Annotated in this window: 18 protein-coding genes; 4 read left to right on the top strand and 14 right to left on the bottom strand. The window is 39.6% G+C overall.

Features of this window, described 5'->3' with window-relative positions:
• Positions 1-152 precede the first annotated feature (152 nt).
• On the bottom strand, positions 153-1,010 hold the full coding sequence (locus CWB66_RS15605; protein WP_138586065.1) for a tetratricopeptide repeat protein: 858 nt from the start codon (positions 1,008-1,010) through the stop codon (positions 153-155).
• A gap of 111 nt (positions 1,011-1,121) precedes the next feature.
• Between CWB66_RS15605 and CWB66_RS15600 the strand changes: the two genes are divergently transcribed.
• A complete protein-coding gene (locus CWB66_RS15600; protein WP_138586064.1) occupies positions 1,122-2,432 on the top strand; it encodes a M20 metallopeptidase family protein in 1,311 nt (436 codons plus the stop codon).
• A 97-nt stretch (positions 2,433-2,529) separates the two neighbouring features.
• Here CWB66_RS15600 and CWB66_RS15595 read toward each other — a convergent pair whose 3' ends face one another.
• The 4 genes from CWB66_RS15595 to pomA form a co-directional block, all read right to left on the bottom strand.
• A complete protein-coding gene (locus tag CWB66_RS15595) occupies positions 2,530-4,470 on the bottom strand; it encodes a DNA topoisomerase III (protein WP_138586063.1) in 1,941 nt (646 codons plus the stop codon).
• Positions 4,471-4,531: 61 nt separating this feature from the next.
• The gene (locus tag CWB66_RS15590) at positions 4,532-5,023 is read right to left on the bottom strand and encodes a hypothetical protein (RefSeq protein ID WP_138586062.1); all 492 of its coding nucleotides are present in this window, start codon (positions 5,021-5,023) and stop codon (positions 4,532-4,534) included.
• 161 nt (positions 5,024-5,184) lie between these two features.
• Positions 5,185-6,105 (bottom strand): flagellar motor protein MotB, encoded by a 921-nt coding sequence (locus CWB66_RS15585; RefSeq protein ID WP_077535886.1) that lies wholly within the window; start codon positions 6,103-6,105, stop codon positions 5,185-5,187.
• 2 nt (positions 6,106-6,107) lie between these two features.
• A complete protein-coding gene (gene pomA, locus CWB66_RS15580; RefSeq protein WP_077538829.1) occupies positions 6,108-6,875 on the bottom strand; it encodes a flagellar motor protein PomA in 768 nt (255 codons plus the stop codon).
• A gap of 310 nt (positions 6,876-7,185) precedes the next feature.
• On the opposite strand from pomA, the gene CWB66_RS15575 reads away from it, so the two are divergent.
• The 3 genes from CWB66_RS15575 to dxs all read left to right on the top strand — a co-directional run bounded on the left by CWB66_RS15575 (position 7,186) and on the right by dxs (position 10,292).
• Entirely contained in the window at positions 7,186-7,428 is a 243-nt protein-coding gene (locus CWB66_RS15575) for an exodeoxyribonuclease VII small subunit (protein WP_077535887.1), read from the top strand.
• 2 nt (positions 7,429-7,430) lie between these two features.
• Positions 7,431-8,318 (top strand): (2E,6E)-farnesyl diphosphate synthase, encoded by an 888-nt coding sequence (gene ispA / locus CWB66_RS15570; protein ID WP_077535888.1) that lies wholly within the window; start codon positions 7,431-7,433, stop codon positions 8,316-8,318.
• 111 nt (positions 8,319-8,429) lie between these two features.
• Positions 8,430-10,292, top strand: coding sequence for a 1-deoxy-D-xylulose-5-phosphate synthase (gene dxs, locus CWB66_RS15565; RefSeq protein WP_138586061.1), 1,863 nt, complete (start codon positions 8,430-8,432; stop codon positions 10,290-10,292).
• 231 nt (positions 10,293-10,523) lie between these two features.
• Here the strand turns inward: dxs and CWB66_RS15560 are convergent, their stop codons facing one another.
• From CWB66_RS15560 to nrdR, 9 genes are all read right to left on the bottom strand, one after another.
• Complete coding sequence (locus tag CWB66_RS15560; RefSeq protein WP_138586060.1) at positions 10,524-13,610, bottom strand: ligand-binding sensor domain-containing diguanylate cyclase; 3,087 nt, start codon at positions 13,608-13,610, stop codon at positions 10,524-10,526.
• Positions 13,611-13,647: 37 nt separating this feature from the next.
• Complete coding sequence (locus CWB66_RS15555; protein ID WP_077535891.1) at positions 13,648-14,133, bottom strand: phosphatidylglycerophosphatase A family protein; 486 nt, start codon at positions 14,131-14,133, stop codon at positions 13,648-13,650.
• Positions 14,130-15,104 (bottom strand): thiamine-phosphate kinase, encoded by a 975-nt coding sequence (thiL, locus tag CWB66_RS15550; RefSeq protein WP_138586059.1) that lies wholly within the window; start codon positions 15,102-15,104, stop codon positions 14,130-14,132. Before thiL ends, CWB66_RS15555 begins: the two co-directional genes overlap by 4 nt.
• An 88-nt stretch (positions 15,105-15,192) precedes the next feature.
• On the bottom strand, positions 15,193-15,603 hold the full coding sequence (gene nusB, locus CWB66_RS15545) for a transcription antitermination factor NusB (RefSeq protein ID WP_007587129.1): 411 nt from the start codon (positions 15,601-15,603) through the stop codon (positions 15,193-15,195).
• 15 nt (positions 15,604-15,618) lie between these two features.
• Positions 15,619-16,083, bottom strand: coding sequence for a 6,7-dimethyl-8-ribityllumazine synthase (gene ribH / locus CWB66_RS15540; protein ID WP_007587130.1), 465 nt, complete (start codon positions 16,081-16,083; stop codon positions 15,619-15,621).
• 101 nt (positions 16,084-16,184) lie between these two features.
• Positions 16,185-17,297, bottom strand: coding sequence for a bifunctional 3,4-dihydroxy-2-butanone-4-phosphate synthase/GTP cyclohydrolase II (gene ribBA, locus CWB66_RS15535; RefSeq protein ID WP_077535893.1), 1,113 nt, complete (start codon positions 17,295-17,297; stop codon positions 16,185-16,187).
• A 29-nt stretch (positions 17,298-17,326) separates the two neighbouring features.
• Positions 17,327-17,980 carry a riboflavin synthase gene (locus tag CWB66_RS15530; RefSeq protein WP_077535894.1) on the bottom strand — a complete coding sequence of 218 codons (654 nt, stop codon included), beginning with the start codon at positions 17,978-17,980 and terminating at the stop codon, positions 17,327-17,329.
• 27 nt (positions 17,981-18,007) lie between these two features.
• Positions 18,008-19,132: a bifunctional diaminohydroxyphosphoribosylaminopyrimidine deaminase/5-amino-6-(5-phosphoribosylamino)uracil reductase RibD gene (ribD, locus tag CWB66_RS15525; RefSeq protein ID WP_077535895.1), complete on the bottom strand. Its 1,125-nt coding sequence runs from the start codon at positions 19,130-19,132 to the stop codon at positions 18,008-18,010.
• A gap of 166 nt (positions 19,133-19,298) precedes the next feature.
• Positions 19,299-19,748 (bottom strand): transcriptional regulator NrdR, encoded by a 450-nt coding sequence (gene nrdR, locus CWB66_RS15520; RefSeq protein WP_077535896.1) that lies wholly within the window; start codon positions 19,746-19,748, stop codon positions 19,299-19,301.
• Positions 19,749-20,047: the final 299 nt, after the last annotated feature.

The following is a 20,047-nucleotide window of genomic DNA, read 5'->3' as shown; positions in this document are numbered from 1 at the left end:
ATCCCAAACAGGCGCTGCCCAAAGGGTTCTTCCTAGGGGCTATTTACTCTTTGTTACTCGGTTTTTACTTAGCCCACTAGGTTACAAATCTCGCGCCGCGATTAACCCCCCCCTAGTTTGAACAAATTTTAATCCGCAAAGAGCAACAGACCCTAGTATAAAATACTATATAACTTGCGACGATACTTTGCTGCGAGTGCGTCGCCATCAGGTAAAGAGGCAATAATGGCTAAAAAGCTTGGTTTCGCTTCATTGAAATTCAGATCTTTTTGCAGCACTGTAAATAGTATATCCAATGCTTCTTCTTTTCTGCCCGCTTCATTGAGTAAAATACTGAGCTCTTCTTTTAATTCTAGGTCATTTGGGTACTTTTCTACTTGTTGTTGCTTTTCTTTAATCTCTGGTGAGTCTTTTGCTTCAAGCGCAGCTTCGCATTTTGCTTTTATATTATTAAAGTAAGCATCTTGCTCTTGTACGTCTATTGTATTTATAAGCGCTTGGGCTTCATCTACCTTGTGAATTTGAATACATATGTCTGCAAGCACTAATTTGATGCGTGCATTACCGCTGTCTATTTCATAAGCTTGCTTTGCATAATTAAATGCAGCATTTAAATCTGACTTTAATAACGCTTGTTTTGCTTGCTCTAACAGTAAGTCTTGTTGCGCAGGTAAATGCTTTGCTAGGGCTTCGCGTATTTGTGCCTCACTTTGAACACCTGCAAGTAAATCTACTGGTGCAGAGTCTTTTAATAATACAAGCGTAGGCAGAGTTTGAAGACCAACTTGTTGCGCAAGTTGAGAAGCGAGTGCTTGCTCTGCATCGCAATCTAGGTTTGCTACTACCATATAGCTTGCATATTCAGCCGCTACTTTATCTAAAATTGCAGCCTGTCCGATGCAGTCAGGACTTTGAGGAGAGAAAAAGTTAAGCAACACCAATTTTTGCTGTGATGTTTCACCGAGTACTTGTTGAAGGTTTTGCGCATTAATACTAACTATGTTGCTCATTGAATTGATTGCCATATTCATCTATTTAGGTTTTTATATGGTGGTGAACATAATAATTACAAGTCATATACCTAAATCATCCGGTATACATATTCAACAATGAGGGAAAACATGAAATTAACTTATCTAAGTGCAATACTTTTATTAGCAAGCCCATTAGTACAAGCAAATGGACTCGATTTGAATTTAAGCAAAACCATGCCAGCTATAGAAAAGTTTTACCTCGATTTACACCAATCGCCAGAGCTTTCTTATCACGAACAAGAAACGGGTAATAAAATAGCGGATAAATTAACTCAGCTGGGTTTTAAAGTAACAAGTAATGTAGGTGGCTTTGGTGTTGTCGGCATTTACAAAAACGGAAACGGTCCAACAGTAATGATCCGCACTGATACCGATGGCTTACCTATTATAGAGCAGACAGGAAAGTCCTATGCTTCAAAAGTTAAAGTAATAGATGAACATGGTGCGAAAGTAGGAGTAATGCACGGTTGTGGCCACGATATTCACATGAGCTCTTTTATTGGTACTGCTGAGCAATTAATAGTACACAAAGATCAATGGAAAGGCACTTTGATGATGGTTGCACAGCCTGCCGAAGAAGTTGGCGGGGGTGCTAAAGCCATGTTAAGCGAAGGGCTATTTAGTAAATATGAAAAACCTGATCATATAATTGCTTTGCATGTAAGTGCTAGCGTCCCCGCTGGTAAGGTATCAATGAAAAATGAATACACTATGGCAAGTGTAGATTCTGTCGATATTACAATTAAAGGTAAAGGTGGTCATGGTGCTTACCCGCATACAACTATAGACCCTGTGGTTATAGCTGCACGCACAGTACTTGCTCTGCAAACAATCACAAGCCGAGAACTTTCACCGCTTGAGCCTTCAGTTATTACGGTTGGGTCTATTCATGGTGGTTCAAAACATAATGTGATTTCGGATGAAGTAAAACTACAACTCACTCTCAGAAGCTATAACCCAAATGTTAGAAGTGCTCAAATAGCAGCAATAAAACGAATCACGGCAGGTATTGCACAAAGTGCTGGCTTAAATGAATCAAACGACCCTGTAGTATATGTACATGAAGATGAATCTATTCCATCTACTTATAATAACCCTGCACAAACAGACATTGTTAGAAACTCTATTGCCAGCGCAATTGGTGATACTAATGTGCTTGAAACACAAGCTGTAATGGCGGGTGAAGACTTTGGCCTATACGGACGCACCGATGAAAATATCCCTATTACCCTTTTTTGGCTAGGAGGCGTAAACCAAGCACAATATGCAGATTCGATAAAAACAGGTGAGGTTCTCCCTTCCCTACACTCTAGTAAATTGGCACCTGATTATAAAGTTGCTATTCCTACTGGAATAAAAGCAATGAGTAACGCTGCTGTTGCCTTATTTAATAAGTAACCTGAATTTTGGATAATAAATCTATCTCAAGCAGAGTTCAGGTTAAGTAATACCAATTCAACAGTAAGTAATATGGTTTGATAAAAAAGCTCTGTTGCTAACTAGCAACAGAGCTTTTTTTATAACTCGACTTTTTAAAGGTCGCTTTTCCACCTCGTTTAGCAAAACGTTTTTTAGGTGAGGTTTTTGGTAACTTCGCAAATGCATTGCTATCGCAGTTTGCTGCTAATTGAACAAACCCATTTAGGTCAGCAAGTAAAGGCTGTAAAAATTGCTGATAACTCATTGCCTGCTGTGCAATATCACCTAAGCTCGATTCCCACTTTGCGGTTAAATCAGGACTCGCTAAACCTTGTGGTAATACGCTAATAAGAGCAAGCCCCGTTTCGGTCGCTCTAATTGACTTACCTTCACGTTTTAAAAAACGACGTTTAAAAAGCAACTCGATTATTCCCGCACGTGTTGCCTCCGTACCTAAACCATCGGTGTCTTTTAATACTTTTTTAATTTGTGGATCTTTAACATAACGGCTAATGCCCGTCATCGCAGCCAATAATGTAGCATCGGTAAAATAAGCAGGGGGTGATGTATGCTTTTCGACTACTTCGCCTTGTTCACAAAAAAGAGACATACCTTTTGTTAAAGGAGGTAACGTAGCTTCATCTTTTAATTCAGACTTACCCATTAATACCTTAAAGCCTAAGCTTACATCTTGTTTTGCATTTGCTTTAAATAATCCGCCAGCGATTGTTATCTCTGCTTTAGTTTCGTTATATATATAGTCGGGATAAAACTGAATTAGGTAATGGCGGCTTATTAATTGATATACCTTCGCTTCGTCTCCGCTCAAACTCGCTGACTTTAACTGTTTAGCCGTAGGCACAATGGCATGATGCGCAGCCACTTTTGAATCGTTAAAACATTTACTACGCTTTTTTACATCAGCCCCATTTACTAATTCACTGCTTTGCCCACCATTAGCACTTATAGCTTTAAAAATAGCAGATGCATCTTGATGGTGATCTTTAGGTAAATAACGATTATCAGAGCGTGGGTAAGTAATTAATTTATGACGTTCGTAAAGTATTTGGCAAATATCCAACACTTTTTGAGCTGGCATACCAAATGCTTTAGCCGCATCGATTTGTAGTGCAGATAAATTATAAGGTAATGGAGCACTTTGTTTTTTTTGTTTTTGGTCAAGTGAAGTAAGCTCAGCACTTTGCTTTGTAATGCGTGAAGCAACATTTTGTGCGAGTGCTTTGTTAAGTATTCGCCCTTCTTCATCTTGATGTGGCTCACATGCTTTACTAGGAACCCACTTAGCTATGAATGGCTGGTTATCTGGAGTAAGTAAATGCGCCAGTACATCGTAAAAAGGCTTAGATACAAAGTGTGCTATTTCGTTATCTCTATTAACAACAAGACCTAAAATAGGGGTTTGTACTCGCCCTACCGAAAGCACATTACCAAACCCTGCTTTTTGCCCAGCTAGTGTGTATGCACGTGTTAAATTCATACCAAATAGCCAATCAGCACGAGAGCGCGCTAAAGCAGATACACTTAACGGAATAAAATCTCGATTAGAACGCATAGTACCCAGTGATTTTTTTACCGCCGATAAGTTTAAATCACTAATGAGTAAACGTTGCGTACTCTGCTTTTTAGCCTGACTTATTTTAGCTTCTTCAATCACTTGATCGACTAGTAGCTGGCCTTCACGGTCTGGGTCGCCAGCGTGAATAAGTTGCGAGGCTTGTTTAATTAATTTTTTTAAAACAGTGAGCTGTTTGCGAGTTTTGGTTTTGGCTTTTAACTTCCACTGTTCAGGTATGATAGGTAAGTGTTCAAACTGCCACTTTTTAAAACGCTCATCATAATCATCGGGTTCTGCTTGTTCTAGCAAATGCCCAATACACCACGAGACACAATCTCCATTAGCGACTTCTATATAGCCATCATGCTTTTTATGTGGCTTTGGTAACGCATCAGCAATAGCGCGTCCGAGTGAAGGTTTTTCTGCAATATAGAGTTTCATAGCTCGCTCACCACTGTTCATATAAACAGTAGTCTAACACATTAGTTTGAAGCTATAAATTTTATTGTTCGTTTGATGCAGTATTGCGCTTATTAATTAATAAATAAACTAGCGGTAGATAACAAACAATAACGGTGCCTATATTAATAAATGGCAATAAGGTTTTATAAATGTATGTACTATAAGAAAGATCCCATAAATGGCGATCAACTAATCTGAAAAGTTGTAAAATAGGGGCACTTACAACAACAAGCTGACCGATAACACACTGCCACAAATAAATTTTGTCTTTTATTCCTAAATAAGCAATCAAAGCCATCCAAACAAGATCATTAAACGCCCAAATAACGTAACGGTAAATATAAGTACTGCTATCAAACTCTTTTAAATAATCGTTAATCAACGCTCCATAAAAAAAGAATACAGCAGTAACCAACACAAAGCGTAATGCAAGGTGATCTTTGCGTAGGTAAAACACAAAAATAGCAGGGCTTAATATAAAAACCCAGCTATTTTCGAGTAACTTAGTAATACTTTCAAACCATTCAGGCAAAATATTACACTCAACCTATTCTTTATCTGGTTCATTATCGTCATTACCGTTACCATTACCTGGCATATAACTAAATTTATCGATGTTCTTCATGGCTGACTCCGTTACATTTGTTATTGAAAGCTTACTTTATGATAAATAAACGTATTTGCCAAGTAAAGTTATCTTACATCAATAGGTGCAGACTCTTTTGCTTTACCTTGTAAAATAGAAATCTCTACACGCCTGTTACGACGACGATCTTCATCTGTATCATTGGGCACCAATGGTCTTGTTTCAGCTCGCCCAACCACCATCATCCGCGTTTTATCAAAACCAGATACTTTTTGTAACTCGCTTGCTACAGCAACAGCTCGCTTAGAAGAAAGATCCCAGTTGTTTATGTACAGCTCATTCGAAACCTGAAAATCATCAGTATGACCAGATACTGTTATCTCACCAGGCACATCTTTTAACAATATGCCAATGTCTTGAATAATGGGTTTAAATTTAGGTTGCAAAAAAGCGCTACCTGAAGGAAAAGACCCATTTTCTCTGATGCGAATAATTATTTGCTGGCCTAAAGACTCAAGCTCTATTGCACCATCAATAATCTGCCTTTCTAATTGCTGAGCAATCTTTTTAACAAGTTCATTTGTTTGTTCTTGATCTGCAGCAGAGATTGCTTGATCAGAAGATTGTTCTTGAGAGGTACTACGAGATTCCCCACCCCGTTTATCACCTCGTTGTTCTTGCCTACCACCTGCAGAACTTTCATCACCGGCCTGAAATTCAAGCATTTGTTGAGTCATTTCTACTGTTTGTTGCTGAATAGTCTCGATTGGTGTGGGCTCTGGTTTTCCTGGCGTAAACTCCATAGCAATAACAGAAGTACCTTTGGGAATATCTTTTACTTCTATTTTATTTTGTACACCAAATGCAAACTTCATTGAACCGGCTATTTGTTTAAATTTAAGTACATCCATTTCAGAAAATGCAAGCAAGAGTACAAAAAAGCACATCAATAAAGACATTAAATCTGCAAAGGTTCCCATCCAAGCTGGAAGCCCTGGGGGAGGACATTTACACTCTTGCTCAGACATGTTTACTCCTCGGTATCAACTTTACGTTTTGATTCAGCTAAGTAGTTTTTCAAAATGCCTTCAATTACTTTTGGGTTTTGACCATCTTGAATACCTAATACAGCGTCTAAAATCAAACGTTGGTTCATTGCTTCTTCGTCTTTACGCAGCTCCAATTTAACTTGGATAGGGATAGCCACTACATTTGCTAAAAAAGCGCCGTATAAAGTTGTTAATAAAGCAACAGCCATCGAAGGACCGATTGATTTTGGATCATCCATGTTAGATAACATAGCAACTAAGCCAATGAGCGTACCGATCATTCCCATTGCTGGTGCAATATCAGCCATGGCTTTAAATAAACCGGCTCCCATTTCATGACGGGTTGACGTTAAAGTTATGTCTTTTTGTAAAGTCGCTCTAACAACGTCAGCATCATGACCATCAACTAACATATCAACGCCTTTACGCATAAATTGGTTCGGTATTTCAGCCTCTTCGAGGGCTAAAAAGCCACCCTTTCGAGCTGAATCAGCAAGTTCAACGGCTTTGTCTATCAACTCCTCTGGCGATTCAATTTTAAACATAAAGGCTTTAGCGGCCACTTTACCAATGCCAAAAAACTGCCCCATGGTGTAGTTCGATAAAACAATAAATATAGAACCACCAAATACAATCACCACTGAAGGAGTGTTGTAAAACATGGCCATTTCGCCACTACTGCTCATAAACATGGACATGACAATTAAGCCAATTGCGCCAAGGATCCCTATAATGGTTGCTAAATCCACATTTCCTCCAAAGGTTTCATGCACTAAGGCCTTATTATAAACTTTTTATCATTAACTGCTTATCGGCAACATATTGAATTGCTTAAGCGGTTTATCTAAATAAAGATAAAAAAGTCTTATTAGTGTAATTTATATTCAAGCTGCATTAATAATTACTTTTATTAAAAGAATTGACCGTGATTAAGCCCTTATTAATGCATACAAGAATAGCATTTGATATTAATAGACGAAAAAAACGTATCATCCTTTGACCTAGTTTAGCATTCCCCCTAAAATTGGCTCCTAAATTTACCACGTAAGCTGAAATAAGATGGCGACTAAAAAACCTGAAAACTTAAGTTTCGAACAAGCACTAGAAGAATTATCGACAATTGTTAGTGATATGGAACAAGGTGATTTATCGCTTGAGCAATCATTAAAACAATTTGAACGCGGAATTGCTCTAGCCAATGCTTCATCTGGTAAATTACAACAAGCAGAGCAAAAAGTATCAATTTTAATGGGCAATGGCGAAAAATCAGTACTTACTAACTTTGATAACGATACGGAATAACTGTGAGTATTAAAGAACAGATTGAACGTGCGCAAATAGATGTAATAGCTACCTTGAAAGCGTATTTCAAACAGTCATTAGATACAGACGAAACGGTAAAAAATGCCACACAATACGGGTTATTTAATGGCGGTAAAAGATTACGCCCATTTTTAGTTTATGCAACGGGCGAGATGTTTGGCGCAAATAAACACGATCTGAATGTACTTTCAGCAGCTATTGAATGCATTCATAGCTATTCGTTAGTGCATGATGACTTACCGGCGATGGACGATGATGACTTACGCCGTGGCCGCCCAACTTGTCACATAGAGTTTGGTGAAGCCCATGCTATTTTAGCTGGCGATGCTCTACAAACTATCGCTTTTGAGTTAATTGCAAATCATCAATTCAAATGCTCAGCACAAACACAAGTAAAGATGATCGCACAATTAGCACATGCATCAGGCCTTAAAGGCATGGTTGGCGGGCAAGGTTTAGACATTGCCGCGACTGACAAAGTCATTACTGCACAAGAGCTGGAGCGGATCCATAAACTAAAAACGGGTGCGCTGATTAACTGCGCTATTATGTTAGGTGCATTGTGCAGTGAAAAAGCAGATAAACACACTTTAGAAAGCTTATCTACTTTTGGTTATGCGATAGGGCTGGCCTTCCAAGTACAAGACGATATTTTAGATGTTGAGGGTGATACGCTTATTTTAGGTAAGCCACAAGGGTCAGATATTGCAGCCAATAAAGCGACATACCCTGCTTTATTAGGTATGCTAGGCGCTAAAGAGAAGGCGCAGAATTTAATACAACAAGCCCACGAGGCGTTAGCAAATATAGATGCTGACACAACACTTCTGGCGTCACTGGCAAATTACCTTATTGAGCGTGATCATTAAGACACCGCTTAAAAGTATTGCACTGAGTACAGACACATTATTACTAAACATTAGTTAATTCTACATCGTATTTTGTATTAATTAATGTTAGCGAAGGATATAAATAAAACCATGACACGTGATAGCAGCAAGTATCCATTACTTAATTTGGTTGACGAGCCGACCCAGTTGCGCGATTTAGCGCAAGATAAACTCCCAGAGTTTAGCAATGAGTTGCGCGACTATTTACTCAACTCAGTATCGCAAAGTAGCGGTCATTTAGCATCTGGTTTAGGTACTGTGGAGCTAACTGTTGCACTGCATTATGTTTATAACACACCTGAAGATCGTTTAGTGTGGGATGTGGGTCACCAAGCTTATCCGCATAAAATACTTACCGGTCGACGTGATTTAATGCATACGATTCGTCAAAAAGACGGCCTACACCCTTTTCCATTTCGTGATGAAAGCAAATACGATACGTTTAGTGTCGGGCATTCAAGTACGTCTATCTCTGCCGCTTTAGGTATGTCGATTGCCGCACAAAAAGAAGGTAAAGGGCGCAAAACAGTTGCCATTATTGGTGATGGCGCAATTACCGCTGGTATGGCCTTTGAAGCAATGAATCATTTAGGTGATGTAAAATCAGACATGCTGATCATTTTGAACGATAACGAAATGTCGATATCTGAAAACGTCGGTGCGTTAACCAATCATTTTGCACGTATTTTATCAGGTAGCTTTTATACTAACATTCGCGAAGGTAGTAAAAAGTTACTCTCTGGTGTACCTCCGGTTAAGCAACTTGCCAGTAAAATGGAAGAGCATATTAAAGGTATGATGATCCCAGGTACTTTTTTTGAAGAATTAGGTCTAAATTACATTGGCCCAATTGATGGACATGATGTAAATATGTTGGTTGATACGCTGCGTAATATGCGTAACTTAAAAGGCCCGCAGTTATTACATATAAAAACGCAAAAAGGTAAAGGTTATAAGCCAGCTGAAGCGGATCCTATTGGCTATCATGGCGTACCAAAGTTTGACCCAATGACATCAAGCCTTCCTAAATCAAAGCCCAGCGCAGCTACTTTTTCAAAAGTATTTGGCGACTGGCTATGCGATATGGCCCAGCAAGACGATAAATTAATGGCGATCACACCCGCTATGCGCGAAGGTTCAGGTATGGTGCGTTTTTCTAAAGAGTTCCCAGGACAATACTTTGACGTCGCTATTGCAGAGCAGCATGCTGTTACGCTAGCCGCAGGTTTTGCTTGTGAAGGCTTAAAACCCGTTGTAGCTATTTACTCAAGCTTTTTACAGCGCGCGTACGATCAGCTAATTCACGATGTTGCATTGCAAAATTTACCCGTTTTATTTGCCATTGACCGTGCCGGTATTGTGGGAGCAGACGGTGAAACTCATCAAGGCGCATACGATTTAAGTTTTATGCGCTGTATTCCAAACATGGTCATTATGGCACCAAGCGATACCAATGAATGTCGTCAAATGCTCTATACTGGCTATCAAGCAAATTGCCCAGTAGCCGTGCGTTATCCTCGTGGCAGTGCGGGCACCGCTGAAATTCAAAGTGATATGCAACTGCTTGAAATAGGTAAAGCAAATACGGTTAAAAAAGGCTGTAAAATTGCAATTTTATCATTCGGTACACTGCTAGAGAACGCCCAACTTGCAGCCAATGATTTAGATGCCACACTTGTTAATATGCGTTTTATTAAGCCACTTGATACTGCACTTTTAAATGAAATTGCTACTAGCTATGACTTTATTATCACACTTGAAGATAATGCGATAGCCGGTGGTGCAGGCTCTGCCGTCACTGAATATTTAGCCAGCCAAAAATCTGCTGTAAAAATACTTAATCTAGGTATTCCAGATGAATTTATTAAACACGGCACGCAAGATCAAATGCACGATGAAATGGGATTGGGCGAACAAGGTATATTAACCGCCATCAAAGCGTTTATTGATTAACATTTAAAAATACTAATAAAGGAGCCTTGGCTCCTTTTTTAGTATTTTAACATTGGCCTTACCGACTAACTTATACCAATTCGCTTAATTAAGTGATCTACTTTTAGGTAGGAAATCGTGTCGATAACAAGACAAAAATTTCGTTATTTAGTTGTTCTATATCAGAATTTTTAACGCAGTTAACATCAGATTTAATCCCTCAAATTGATAAAGTATTACTGCAGATTGGTATTAGCGCATCCACACTTTAATATCTGCAAGCCCATTACTTTGTAAAAGGCTTAACTGTTGATCAACATTTGAATTTTGCTCAAACTCGAATGCGTCTAACTGCTCGTCAAACGTAATATTTGCGACACCATCACCGCCACGTTTTTTCACTTGATGAAGTGCAATATCGGCTAAATTAATGGATGTCTCCCAACTTATCACTTGTCCGCCTAAAAGTGGTAGCGGGTAGAAAGACCAGCCGATAGAAGTGGTTAAATTGGTACCTTTTCCATTTGGTAATTGAAATGCATATTCCGCAACTGCTTTGCATAAATCAGAAGCGTAACTGTCTATTTTATTGCACTTAAAATCGCGTAATAATAATAAAAATTCATCCCCACTCCAGCGTGCAACATAATCAGAGCCCTGCGTGCGAGAGTTCAATAATGCAGCCATTTGCTGCAAACAGCTGTCTCCTGCTATTGGTCCGTGTGCATCATTGATTCGGCTAAAGTTATCAAAGTTGATTATCAGTAAAACAAGCGATTTCCCCTGCGCTTGTAATGATTGCGAGTTACGTTGAAAATGCTCAATATCTTTTGGTAGTTGATCAAACAAAAAGCGACGGCTACGTAGCCCTGTAAGTTCATCAGAGTGACTTACCAGCTTAAGTTGTGAGTTTACTTGATTTAACTTATCGTTTGCTTGGCGCAGCTCTAGCGTACGCTCTGTGATAAGCCCCTCTAGTGCTTCTTGTTTTTTTCGCTCTTGCGCTCTAAATACCCAAAAAACCAAATAAAATAGTAAAACAAAGCCACTGGTGATAAGTAGTCTAAAATAAATTGTTTCATCAAAACGCTCTGGCACTGTAAACCCATACTCAGCTTCTTGTGCTTTACTCCAATCTTCACCTTGGCGTTTTGCTTCTAGCTGAAATAAAAATGTTCCCGCTGGCAAATTAGTATAAATAGCCTCTCTGCGTGTATTTGCATAGCGCCAATCATTATCTAAACCACTTAATTTATATCTAAACTCAATGCTGCTTGGCGCGTAATAATCGATTGCGGTATAGGTTAAAGTAATATCACGCTCATTGGTTTCTAATGACGGTTTTTTACCTAATGCTGACGTTGCTATATTACGCTGCGGTGTTGTAATGGTTTCTACTTTTGGTTTTAATGCCAGTACACCAAACAACTCTACATTTTTAGGTATTTCAACAACACCTTGTAGGCTTGGATACCAAATTGAATTAGCAGTATTGGCAACTGCATCATGACCCAGCCCACTACAACATTGATTGGCTTTACCATCGAGCTGACGATCAAATGAGGAAATAACCTCCTCCACTTTTAAACTTTGAATCTCTGCTTTGAACTGTTCAATAGGCATTCTGTAAACACCTTTCATAGTGCTTACCCAAACATGCTTTAACCTTTCATCGTATTCTAGGCTGAAAATAGAGCCGTATGGTAAGCCATTTGCGGCATCAAGCTGACGCCACTGCCCTTGCGTACTTCTGTAAAAAAGCCCATCGTTAAGAGAGCCGATTAAAATACCCACGCCATCTATATGTAACACGCTAGTTACGTATGCACTTTCAAGTGTTGTTTGATCACCAATTTTTTCTATTCCGCGATCAGTAAAATAATAGGCACCTTTACTTGTACCAATAACCCCAAAGTTTGCTTTATCGAGTACATAGGTAATAAATTTGCTTCCTAAAAAAGCGTTGTATGCAAAAGGCGTTAACCCAGCAAAGTTTAGCCTATATAACCCTCGCCCTGTGCCAATCCAAAATCCGCCCTTACTCGAACGACTAATAGCAAATACGGGGTTATCCTGAAGAGCTCGCCCAGGTACCATATAAAGAGTGTTATTTTCAAAAACAAACAGCCCCCTGCCTGTCGCAATATATAGTCTATTGCCATCAAACTGTAAGTCATGCACTGATGCACGGCCGTATTTATCGCTAGGGATTAAATTTATAAAACTTTTGTTTAAATCAAAGTAGCCAATACCGCTTTTATTTGCGACCCATAGCTTACCATCCGGTGCTTGGTTAATGGCCATAACGGCTTCAGTCATTTTGGATAGGGCTGAGTGTCTTTGAACCCGCCCTTCATGAGCAAGCCACAAACCTTCGCTAAAACTGGCAAGCCACACGTTATTTTTATTATCCCGAAAAATATCCGCAAACCAAATACTTTGATCCAGCTGGCTCGGCTCTACCCATTGCCATTCACCGGATTTATCTCGAAATAATAAACGTCCATAAGTTGATACCCATAGCCCGCCGTCGGTATCACTCATAAATTTATAAACTGCTGAGTTATTTGTATTTGGTAAAGGAAAGGATCTTAGTTCATCATCCAAATCTAAAAAATAAGCACCTAATTCAGATGCTAAATACAAGTTACCGTTTAAAAATGATAAATCGTGGACAATCGTTTGCGCTAAACGCTCTGGTAGTGAAATTTTTGCAGTAAGCTCTAAACGCAGTTTAGAAAAGTCGGAGGCATTTTTTGTTAATCTCAGCAGGTGGCGATCATTAACCAGCCATATCCCCTCAGGAGAAAGCGCCATTTTACTAACAGACCCTACTATTTGCGTAATAGCGGTCGCATTAACAATAGGAAGAGGACCACTCGCTTTGGTTTGTAGACCAATTTGGCTTCTATCAATATAATACAAACCATTTGCAGCAATCCAAATACTGCCTTTAGCATCTTGCAATATATCTCTGACAGGGCCTTTTATATTAAACTCTTGTGCGGCAAAAGTAGCAGGGTTAATCACCACCAAGCCACTTTTAGTACCGATCCACAACAATCCATTTAAATCGACTAGCAGCTTGTTGATGCCGTTATTGGGTAAGAAAGGGCTATTTTGAGTATTATAATTGGTAAATGTATTGCCATCAAAGCGACTTAAGCCAAACTGAGTGCCCAGCCACATGTATCCTTGTTGATCTTGTACAACGCTTTTAAGTGATTGCGACGGCAAACCATCTTTTATATTCCATTGTTTAACTACATAATCAGTAATTGAAGCCCAACTTGGCGTCGCGCACAACATCAGTACACAAACCAGTAAAAATCGCATCATAGTGCTGCCACCTAGTTAAACAAATCAAATATAAACATTAAAAGGGTAGTAAACCCACTTTTATTAATGCTTGCAAACAAATAAGCGAAAAAATACCCGCGAGTACATCGTCAGCCATAATTCCAAAACCACCATGTACACGCTTATCAAGCATACGAATTGGGCCTGGTTTTACTATGTCAAAAAATCGAAATAACAAAAAGCCAACCAATAAACTTTGCCAGCTTAGTGCTGCACCTATCATAGTAATGTAATAGCCCGCCACTTCATCCCACACAATAGCGGGGTGGTCATGCACACCTAAATCATCAGCCGTTTTACCACACGCCCATATGCCAAATACACTGATCACGACAGCAAAAACAATTTGTAGCCACAGCGGATAATACATCGTCATAAAAATAAATGGCAATGCAGCAAAAGTACCAAATGTACCAGGCGCTTTAGGGGCAAGGCCGGTGCCAAATCCTAAACCAAAAAATTGATGCGGACGTTTTAAATTAAATAATCGATTTTTATTCAAGTCTGTTCCTTTGCGAAATGCTCAAAGCCATGCTGTTTAAAATCAAACTTTTCACCCTTATGTAAAAGCTCAATTTGCCCATCACCACTTTTAATCTGCCCAATACATGTTGCATTTACACCATATTGACGCAGTTTTAAATCTAACATCCCTTTATTACTATCTGGGACGGTAAATAATAGTTCGTAGTCATCGCCGTAGCTAAGAATAAATGGTAACTGTTGATCAAAATCAAGACTCGATTTCATTGCATCTGAAGTAGGAATTTTATCTATATTTACAACCGCACTCACTTGCGACATATCAAGAATATGGCTTAAATCAGCCAGTAATCCATCAGACACATCAATTGCTGAAGATGCAAGTCCACGTAAAACCTGACCTGCTGCTACGCGAGGCGTTGGATAATCAAAGCGTTTATTCACATACTTTAAATGTTCAGACTCTATTTCTAAACCTTGCTTACGCGATTCAATAGCTAAACCCGCATCCCCTAAAGGGCCTGTAACATAAATCCAATCACCTACTTTGGCACCACTTCTGCGCAGAGCTTTACCTTCTGGCACAGTCCCTTTCGCACAAATAGTGATAGTTAATGGACCTTGAGTGGTATCACCACCAATAATTTGTACATTAAAGTATTCTGCAATTTCGTGCATGCCTTCAGTAAATTCTTCAACCCACTGTCGGTCTATACTTGGTAAGGTTAGCGCAACTGAGACCCATGTTGGTTCGGCGCCCATTGCCGCCAAATCACTTAAATTTACAGCGAGTGCTCTGTGACCGAGTGCGCGTGGGGAAATATCATCAAAAAAGTGCACGCCAGCAACTAAAGTATCAGTTGTGATTGCAAGTTGACAGTTTGGTGGAACAGTTACTAAGGCGCAATCGTCCCCTATTCCTAGGTTTACATCACGACGGGTGATACCGCGACCTTTAAAGTAGCGGTTAATTAATTCAAATTCCTTCATACACAAAAAAGCCGACCTATGCCGGCTCTCCTTTTTAACGGTTGTTTAAACAATTAATCTGAACATTAAAATTCAGAGTGAATTGTTATTACTTGCGTAAATGCTTAACAGCTTTATCAAGTACACCGTTTACAAATTTATGGCTGTCTTCTGCGCCAAATATTTTAGCCAGCTCAATACCTTCGTTAATAGCCACTTTATAAGGTACGTCTTCACGGAACTTAAGTTCATAGCTGCTTAAACGTAAAATTGCGCGCTCAACCATATCTAAGTCATTAAACGGACGTGTTAAATGTGGTGATACAGCTTCGTCTAATTGCTTGTAATTAACAGCAACGCCCGTCGCTAGATCTTTAAAGTATTCAACATCAATTTTAGTAACGTCTGTTTCGATCAACATTTGTTGTTCGATATCGGCAATTAAATTGCCACTTATTTGCCAAGAATAAACGGCTTGGAGTGCTAAGATACGTGCTTTACGTCTTGCTGCTGGTTTCACAAAAATTCCTTAAACTTAAATTTTATCTAACACATTAACCATTTCGAGCGCGCCCAAAGCAGCTTCGCCGCCTTTATTGCCCATTTTGGTGCCAGCACGCTCAATTGCTTGTTCAATGCTTTCTGTGGTTAATACGCCAAATGCAACCGGGATATCATACTCAAGTGATACTTGCGCAAGACCTTTGTTTGATTCGCCAGCAACTAGGTCAAAATGTGGTGTACCACCTCTGATCACTACGCCTAAAGCGATGATTGCATCATACTCTTTTTTTGCCGCAACGCGTTTAGCCGCTAAAGGTAATTCTACTGCACCAGGTACATAAATAACGGTAATATCGTCATCAGATACGCCACCTGTGCGTTTTAGCTCATCAACAGCGCCTGCAAGGAGACTGCTACCAATAAAGTCATTAAAACGAGAAATGACAATGGCAAATTTCTTGCCCGGAGCGTACTTACTACCTTCAATAATTTTCATTTGATAACCCTAAAAATAAGTTCAAGCGGTTGCGATTGCGCAAAAATTGCTGCGCATCATACCATAAAAATAAAATAATAGACTAGTTAAAAACAGAGCGCTTATTGTGGCTCTATATAGTCAATAACTTCTAAATGAAAGCCCGAAAGTGCATGGTACTTTTTAGGGCGACTCATTAATCGCATTTGCTTAATTCCCAGATCAGCAAGTATTTGCGAACCAACACCAACAGTACGAGATGTTCCTTGAAACTTACGAGGTGTTACATTCTCGCCTGCATCAGCTGCGGCAAATGCTTTTACTGTTGCCTCTAATTCGTCTGTACTTTCTTGCTTTCCTAAAATGACTAATACACCGTCGTTTTTAGCAATGTATGCCATTGCATCAGAAAGCCCCCAACTACGGTCTGCGCTTCTATCTGAAAGTAAAATATCGTTAAAAGTACTCTGCAAATGTACGCGTACAAGTGTAGGTTCTTGCTCTTTTATTTCGCCCTTGAGCAATACGTAATGTAATTGGCCGTCGATCGTGTCTTTGTAAGTTACTAAATCAAATTCACCATGCTCTGTAGGCAGCTTACATTTTGCAACTTGTTCAATCGTGGTTTCGTTTAAATTACGATATTCGATTAAATCAGCAATGGTGCCAATTTTAATATCATGTTGTTTTGCAAAAACTTCTAAATCAGGGCGGCGCGCCATTGTGCCATCTGCATTTAGAATTTCAACAATAACAGATGATGCTTCAAGCCCAGCTAAACGCGCTAAGTCACAGCCAGCTTCAGTGTGCCCTGCGCGAGTTAATACGCCACCAGGTTGTGCCATGATAGGAAAAATATGACCAGGTTGAACAATATCACTTGGTACTGCGCCTTTTGCTATAGCAGCTTGCACTGTACGCGCTCTATCAGCGGCAGAAATACCCGTAGTTACACCTTTTGCGGCTTCAATCGACATTGTAAAGTTTGTCGAAAACGCAGCGCCATTATTTTTAACCATAAGCGGTAAATCAAGTTGCTCGCAACGCTCTTGCGTCATGGTTAAACAAATTAAACCACGGCCATGAGTTGCCATAAAATTAATTGCTTCTGCGCTAATATGTTCTGCTGCGATAATTAAATCGCCTTCATTTTCTCTGTCTTCATCGTCCATTAAAATAACCATTTTACCAATTTTAATGTCGTCGATGATTTCTTGTGCGCTGTGTAAATTCATAAATTTGCTCGTGTAAGTTGTCAGTTTCGTTATTTAATAAAGCCCGCTTTAGCGAGTAAGCTCATCGAAATATTTGAGCCCGTTGGTTGTTCTGCACCTTTTATAAGACGCTCTAAATAACGTGCAATTTGATCGACTTCTAAATTAACTTGAGTGCCCACTTTAAAATGAGCTATGGTAGTTTGCTCACTCGTATGAGGAACAATTGTTAATTTGAATTTATTACCTTCGACAGCGTTAACCGTCAGGCTTATACCATCAATACATACCGAACCTTTGTACGGAATGTATTTCATTAAATCTTCGTCAGTTGCAAGCCAATATTCTGTTGCCCTGGCGTTTTTTGTGACACTTGTAATCGTTGCAATACCATCAACATGACCAGAGACCAAATGGCCCCCCAGACGTGAAACAGGTTGCATTGCTTTTTCAAGATTAACAGTTTGCCCTATAGCATAGTGAGCAAATCCAGTTAAACCAATCGTCTCATTAGATAAATCAGCACTAAAACCGTCAATATGTTTATCAACTACGGTTAAGCAAACACCATTGGTTGCAATGCTATCGCCTAGCTTTACGTCTTTCATATCAAGATCAGCACTTTGAATACGAATGGCTAAGTCGCCTTGTTTTTTTTGTAATAAAGCAATTTTGCCTGTGGCTTCTATTATCCCAGTAAACATAGCGCTACTCTTTTTTATTAAGTGGTTTTAATGAGTTTTTAACGCGGTGATACGTATATCGTCACCAATGCGTGTACATTCATTAAATGTTAAATTAACGGTGTTTTGCATACTCGTCAATTCAGGAAAATTAACTAAACTTTTTGCATTATGGCCCATTAATTTAGGCGCTAAATAAAAAACAAACTCGTCAATTAAATCAAGTTCTGCCATTTTACCAGCAAGTGTTGCGCCCGCCTCAAGCCACACATTATTAAAATGCAGTTGCCCAAGTTTTTCTAAAACCGCTTGCAAATCAACTTTGCCATTACTTTCTTTTACTTCAATATGCTTTACAAAATGCGGCCACTGTAGTGATTTATCAACCTTGGTGGTAAATATAATTATATCACTTTGAATGTTGAATAAAGCAAGGTTAGGCGTTAAGCGATTTTGAGAATCAATAATAACACGCACAGGTTGCCGTAGCGGTAAATTAGTAGGGAGTGGGCACGGTAATTCACTTAGCCGTACATTTAATTTTGCATCATCTACTAATACGGTATCGGCACCGGTTAAAATAGCGCAGCTTTTTGCACGGTATAATTGCACATCTTGGCGAGCAGCGGTGCCTGTGATCCATTTACTTTGACCATTTTTAAGCGCTGTTTTACCATCTATACTTGCTGCCATTTTGCAGGTTACATACGGCAAACCTTGCTCCATTCGCTTAAAAAAGCCAACGTTGAGTGCCCGCGCTTGTGATTCAAGTAACCCATAAGCAACGTCAATGCCCGCGTCGCTCAGTATTTTAAGGCCTTTACCTGCGACTTGTGGGTTTGTATCAACCATAGCGGCAATTACTTTTACAACGCCCGCCTTTTTTAAGCCTTCAGCACACGGTGGCGTACGCCCATAATGACTACAAGGTTCAAGCGTTACATAAGCCGTTGCACCTTGTGCATTACTACCCGCTATTGCCAGTGCATTTACTTCAGCATGACCTTGACCTGCTAATTGATGAAAACCCTCACCAATGATTTGATTATTTTTAACTAATACACAGCCAACATTAGGATTAGGCGTGGTAGTAAACTCGCCTTTTTTGGCAAGCTCTATCGCGCGTGCCATATACATTTCGTCATGTTCAGTAAAAGGAACTTGGTTAAGCATTTATTATACCAATTGCGTTAAATAAGTGGTCTATTATAGCGCTAAGAAAATAGCGCAATAACAAGGCGAAAATTATGACATATAGTTGTTCTATATGAATAATTTTTAACGCAGTGAGTGCGCTATTTAATGCGATAGAATGATCATGTTTTTAATAAAATTGGTATTACTCCCCTAAGCGGGCAATTTCTTCGCCAAATTCGCGTATATCTTCAAATGAACGATACACAGAAGCGAACCTTACATAAGCAACTTTATCGAGCTTTTTAAGCGCTTCCATAATGCATTCACCCACTAAGTGGCTTGAAATCTCTCGCTCACCCGTTGCACGTAATTGCGATTTTATTATGTTAACCACTTCTTCAACCTGTTCAGTACTTACTGGACGTTTCTCAAGTGCACGATTTAAACCATTCAACAGTTTATCTTCATTAAACGGCTCCCGACTGCCATCTTGCTTAACAACACGTGGCATAACCAGTTCAGCGCCTTCAAATGTAGTAAAGCGCTCGTGGCAGTCGTTGCACTCACGGCGCCTGCGAACTTGATGGCCTCCACCAACTAGGCGTGAGTCAATAACTTTAGTATCTTTTGCTGTACAAAATGGGCAATGCATAACTCGGTACTTCCGTTTTAAAACAGAAAAGACCGCTAAATAGCGGTCTTTTATCTTAGCAAAAAAATAGGGCCTGTTGGCCTTTCAGGATTAAATTTGTTCTATCTAGGGGTGATTTAATCGCGGCGCGAGGTTTGTAACCTAGTGGGCTAAGTAAAAACCGAGCAACAAAGAGTAAATCGCCCCTAGGACGAACCCGAGGGCAGTGCATGTTTGGCATTTATGCTGCGTTATCGCCTATTTATGGGGAATAACCACACTACATAGGCGCTGCCTTGCCTAAATACCAAACCGCCTGC

Origin of the sequence: Pseudoalteromonas sp. S558, from assembly GCF_005886635.1 — a bacterium.
Lineage (GTDB): Bacteria > Pseudomonadota > Gammaproteobacteria > Enterobacterales > Alteromonadaceae > Pseudoalteromonas > Pseudoalteromonas aliena.
Note: the sequence above shows the minus strand (reverse complement) of the source record. Positions and strands in the feature narration are given on the sequence as shown.

What these genes read in the sequence shown, in the direction of transcription:
- CWB66_RS15530 (WP_077535894.1), bottom strand. Translation starts at nt 17,980, where the DNA reads ATGTTTACTGGGATAATAGAAGCCACAGGCAAAATTGCTTTATTACAA.
- CWB66_RS15595 (WP_138586063.1), bottom strand. Translation starts at nt 4,470, where the DNA reads ATGAAACTCTATATTGCAGAAAAACCTTCACTCGGACGCGCTATTGCT.
- thiL (WP_138586059.1), bottom strand. Translation starts at nt 15,104, where the DNA reads ATGAAGGAATTTGAATTAATTAACCGCTACTTTAAAGGTCGCGGTATC.
- ribD (WP_077535895.1), bottom strand. Translation starts at nt 19,132, where the DNA reads ATGCTTAACCAAGTTCCTTTTACTGAACATGACGAAATGTATATGGCA.
- CWB66_RS15605 (WP_138586065.1), bottom strand. Translation starts at nt 1,010, where the DNA reads ATGAGCAACATAGTTAGTATTAATGCGCAAAACCTTCAACAAGTACTC.
- CWB66_RS15560 (WP_138586060.1), bottom strand. Translation starts at nt 13,610, where the DNA reads ATGATGCGATTTTTACTGGTTTGTGTACTGATGTTGTGCGCGACGCCA.
- nrdR (WP_077535896.1), bottom strand. Translation starts at nt 19,748, where the DNA reads ATGCATTGCCCATTTTGTACAGCAAAAGATACTAAAGTTATTGACTCA.
- dxs (WP_138586061.1), top strand. Translation starts at nt 8,430, where the DNA reads ATGACACGTGATAGCAGCAAGTATCCATTACTTAATTTGGTTGACGAG.
- CWB66_RS15575 (WP_077535887.1), top strand. Translation starts at nt 7,186, where the DNA reads ATGGCGACTAAAAAACCTGAAAACTTAAGTTTCGAACAAGCACTAGAA.
- ribBA (WP_077535893.1), bottom strand. Translation starts at nt 17,297, where the DNA reads ATGAATTTACACAGCGCACAAGAAATCATCGACGACATTAAAATTGGT.
- ribH (WP_007587130.1), bottom strand. Translation starts at nt 16,083, where the DNA reads ATGAAAATTATTGAAGGTAGTAAGTACGCTCCGGGCAAGAAATTTGCC.
- CWB66_RS15600 (WP_138586064.1), top strand. Translation starts at nt 1,122, where the DNA reads ATGAAATTAACTTATCTAAGTGCAATACTTTTATTAGCAAGCCCATTA.
- CWB66_RS15585 (WP_077535886.1), bottom strand. Translation starts at nt 6,105, where the DNA reads ATGTCTGAGCAAGAGTGTAAATGTCCTCCCCCAGGGCTTCCAGCTTGG.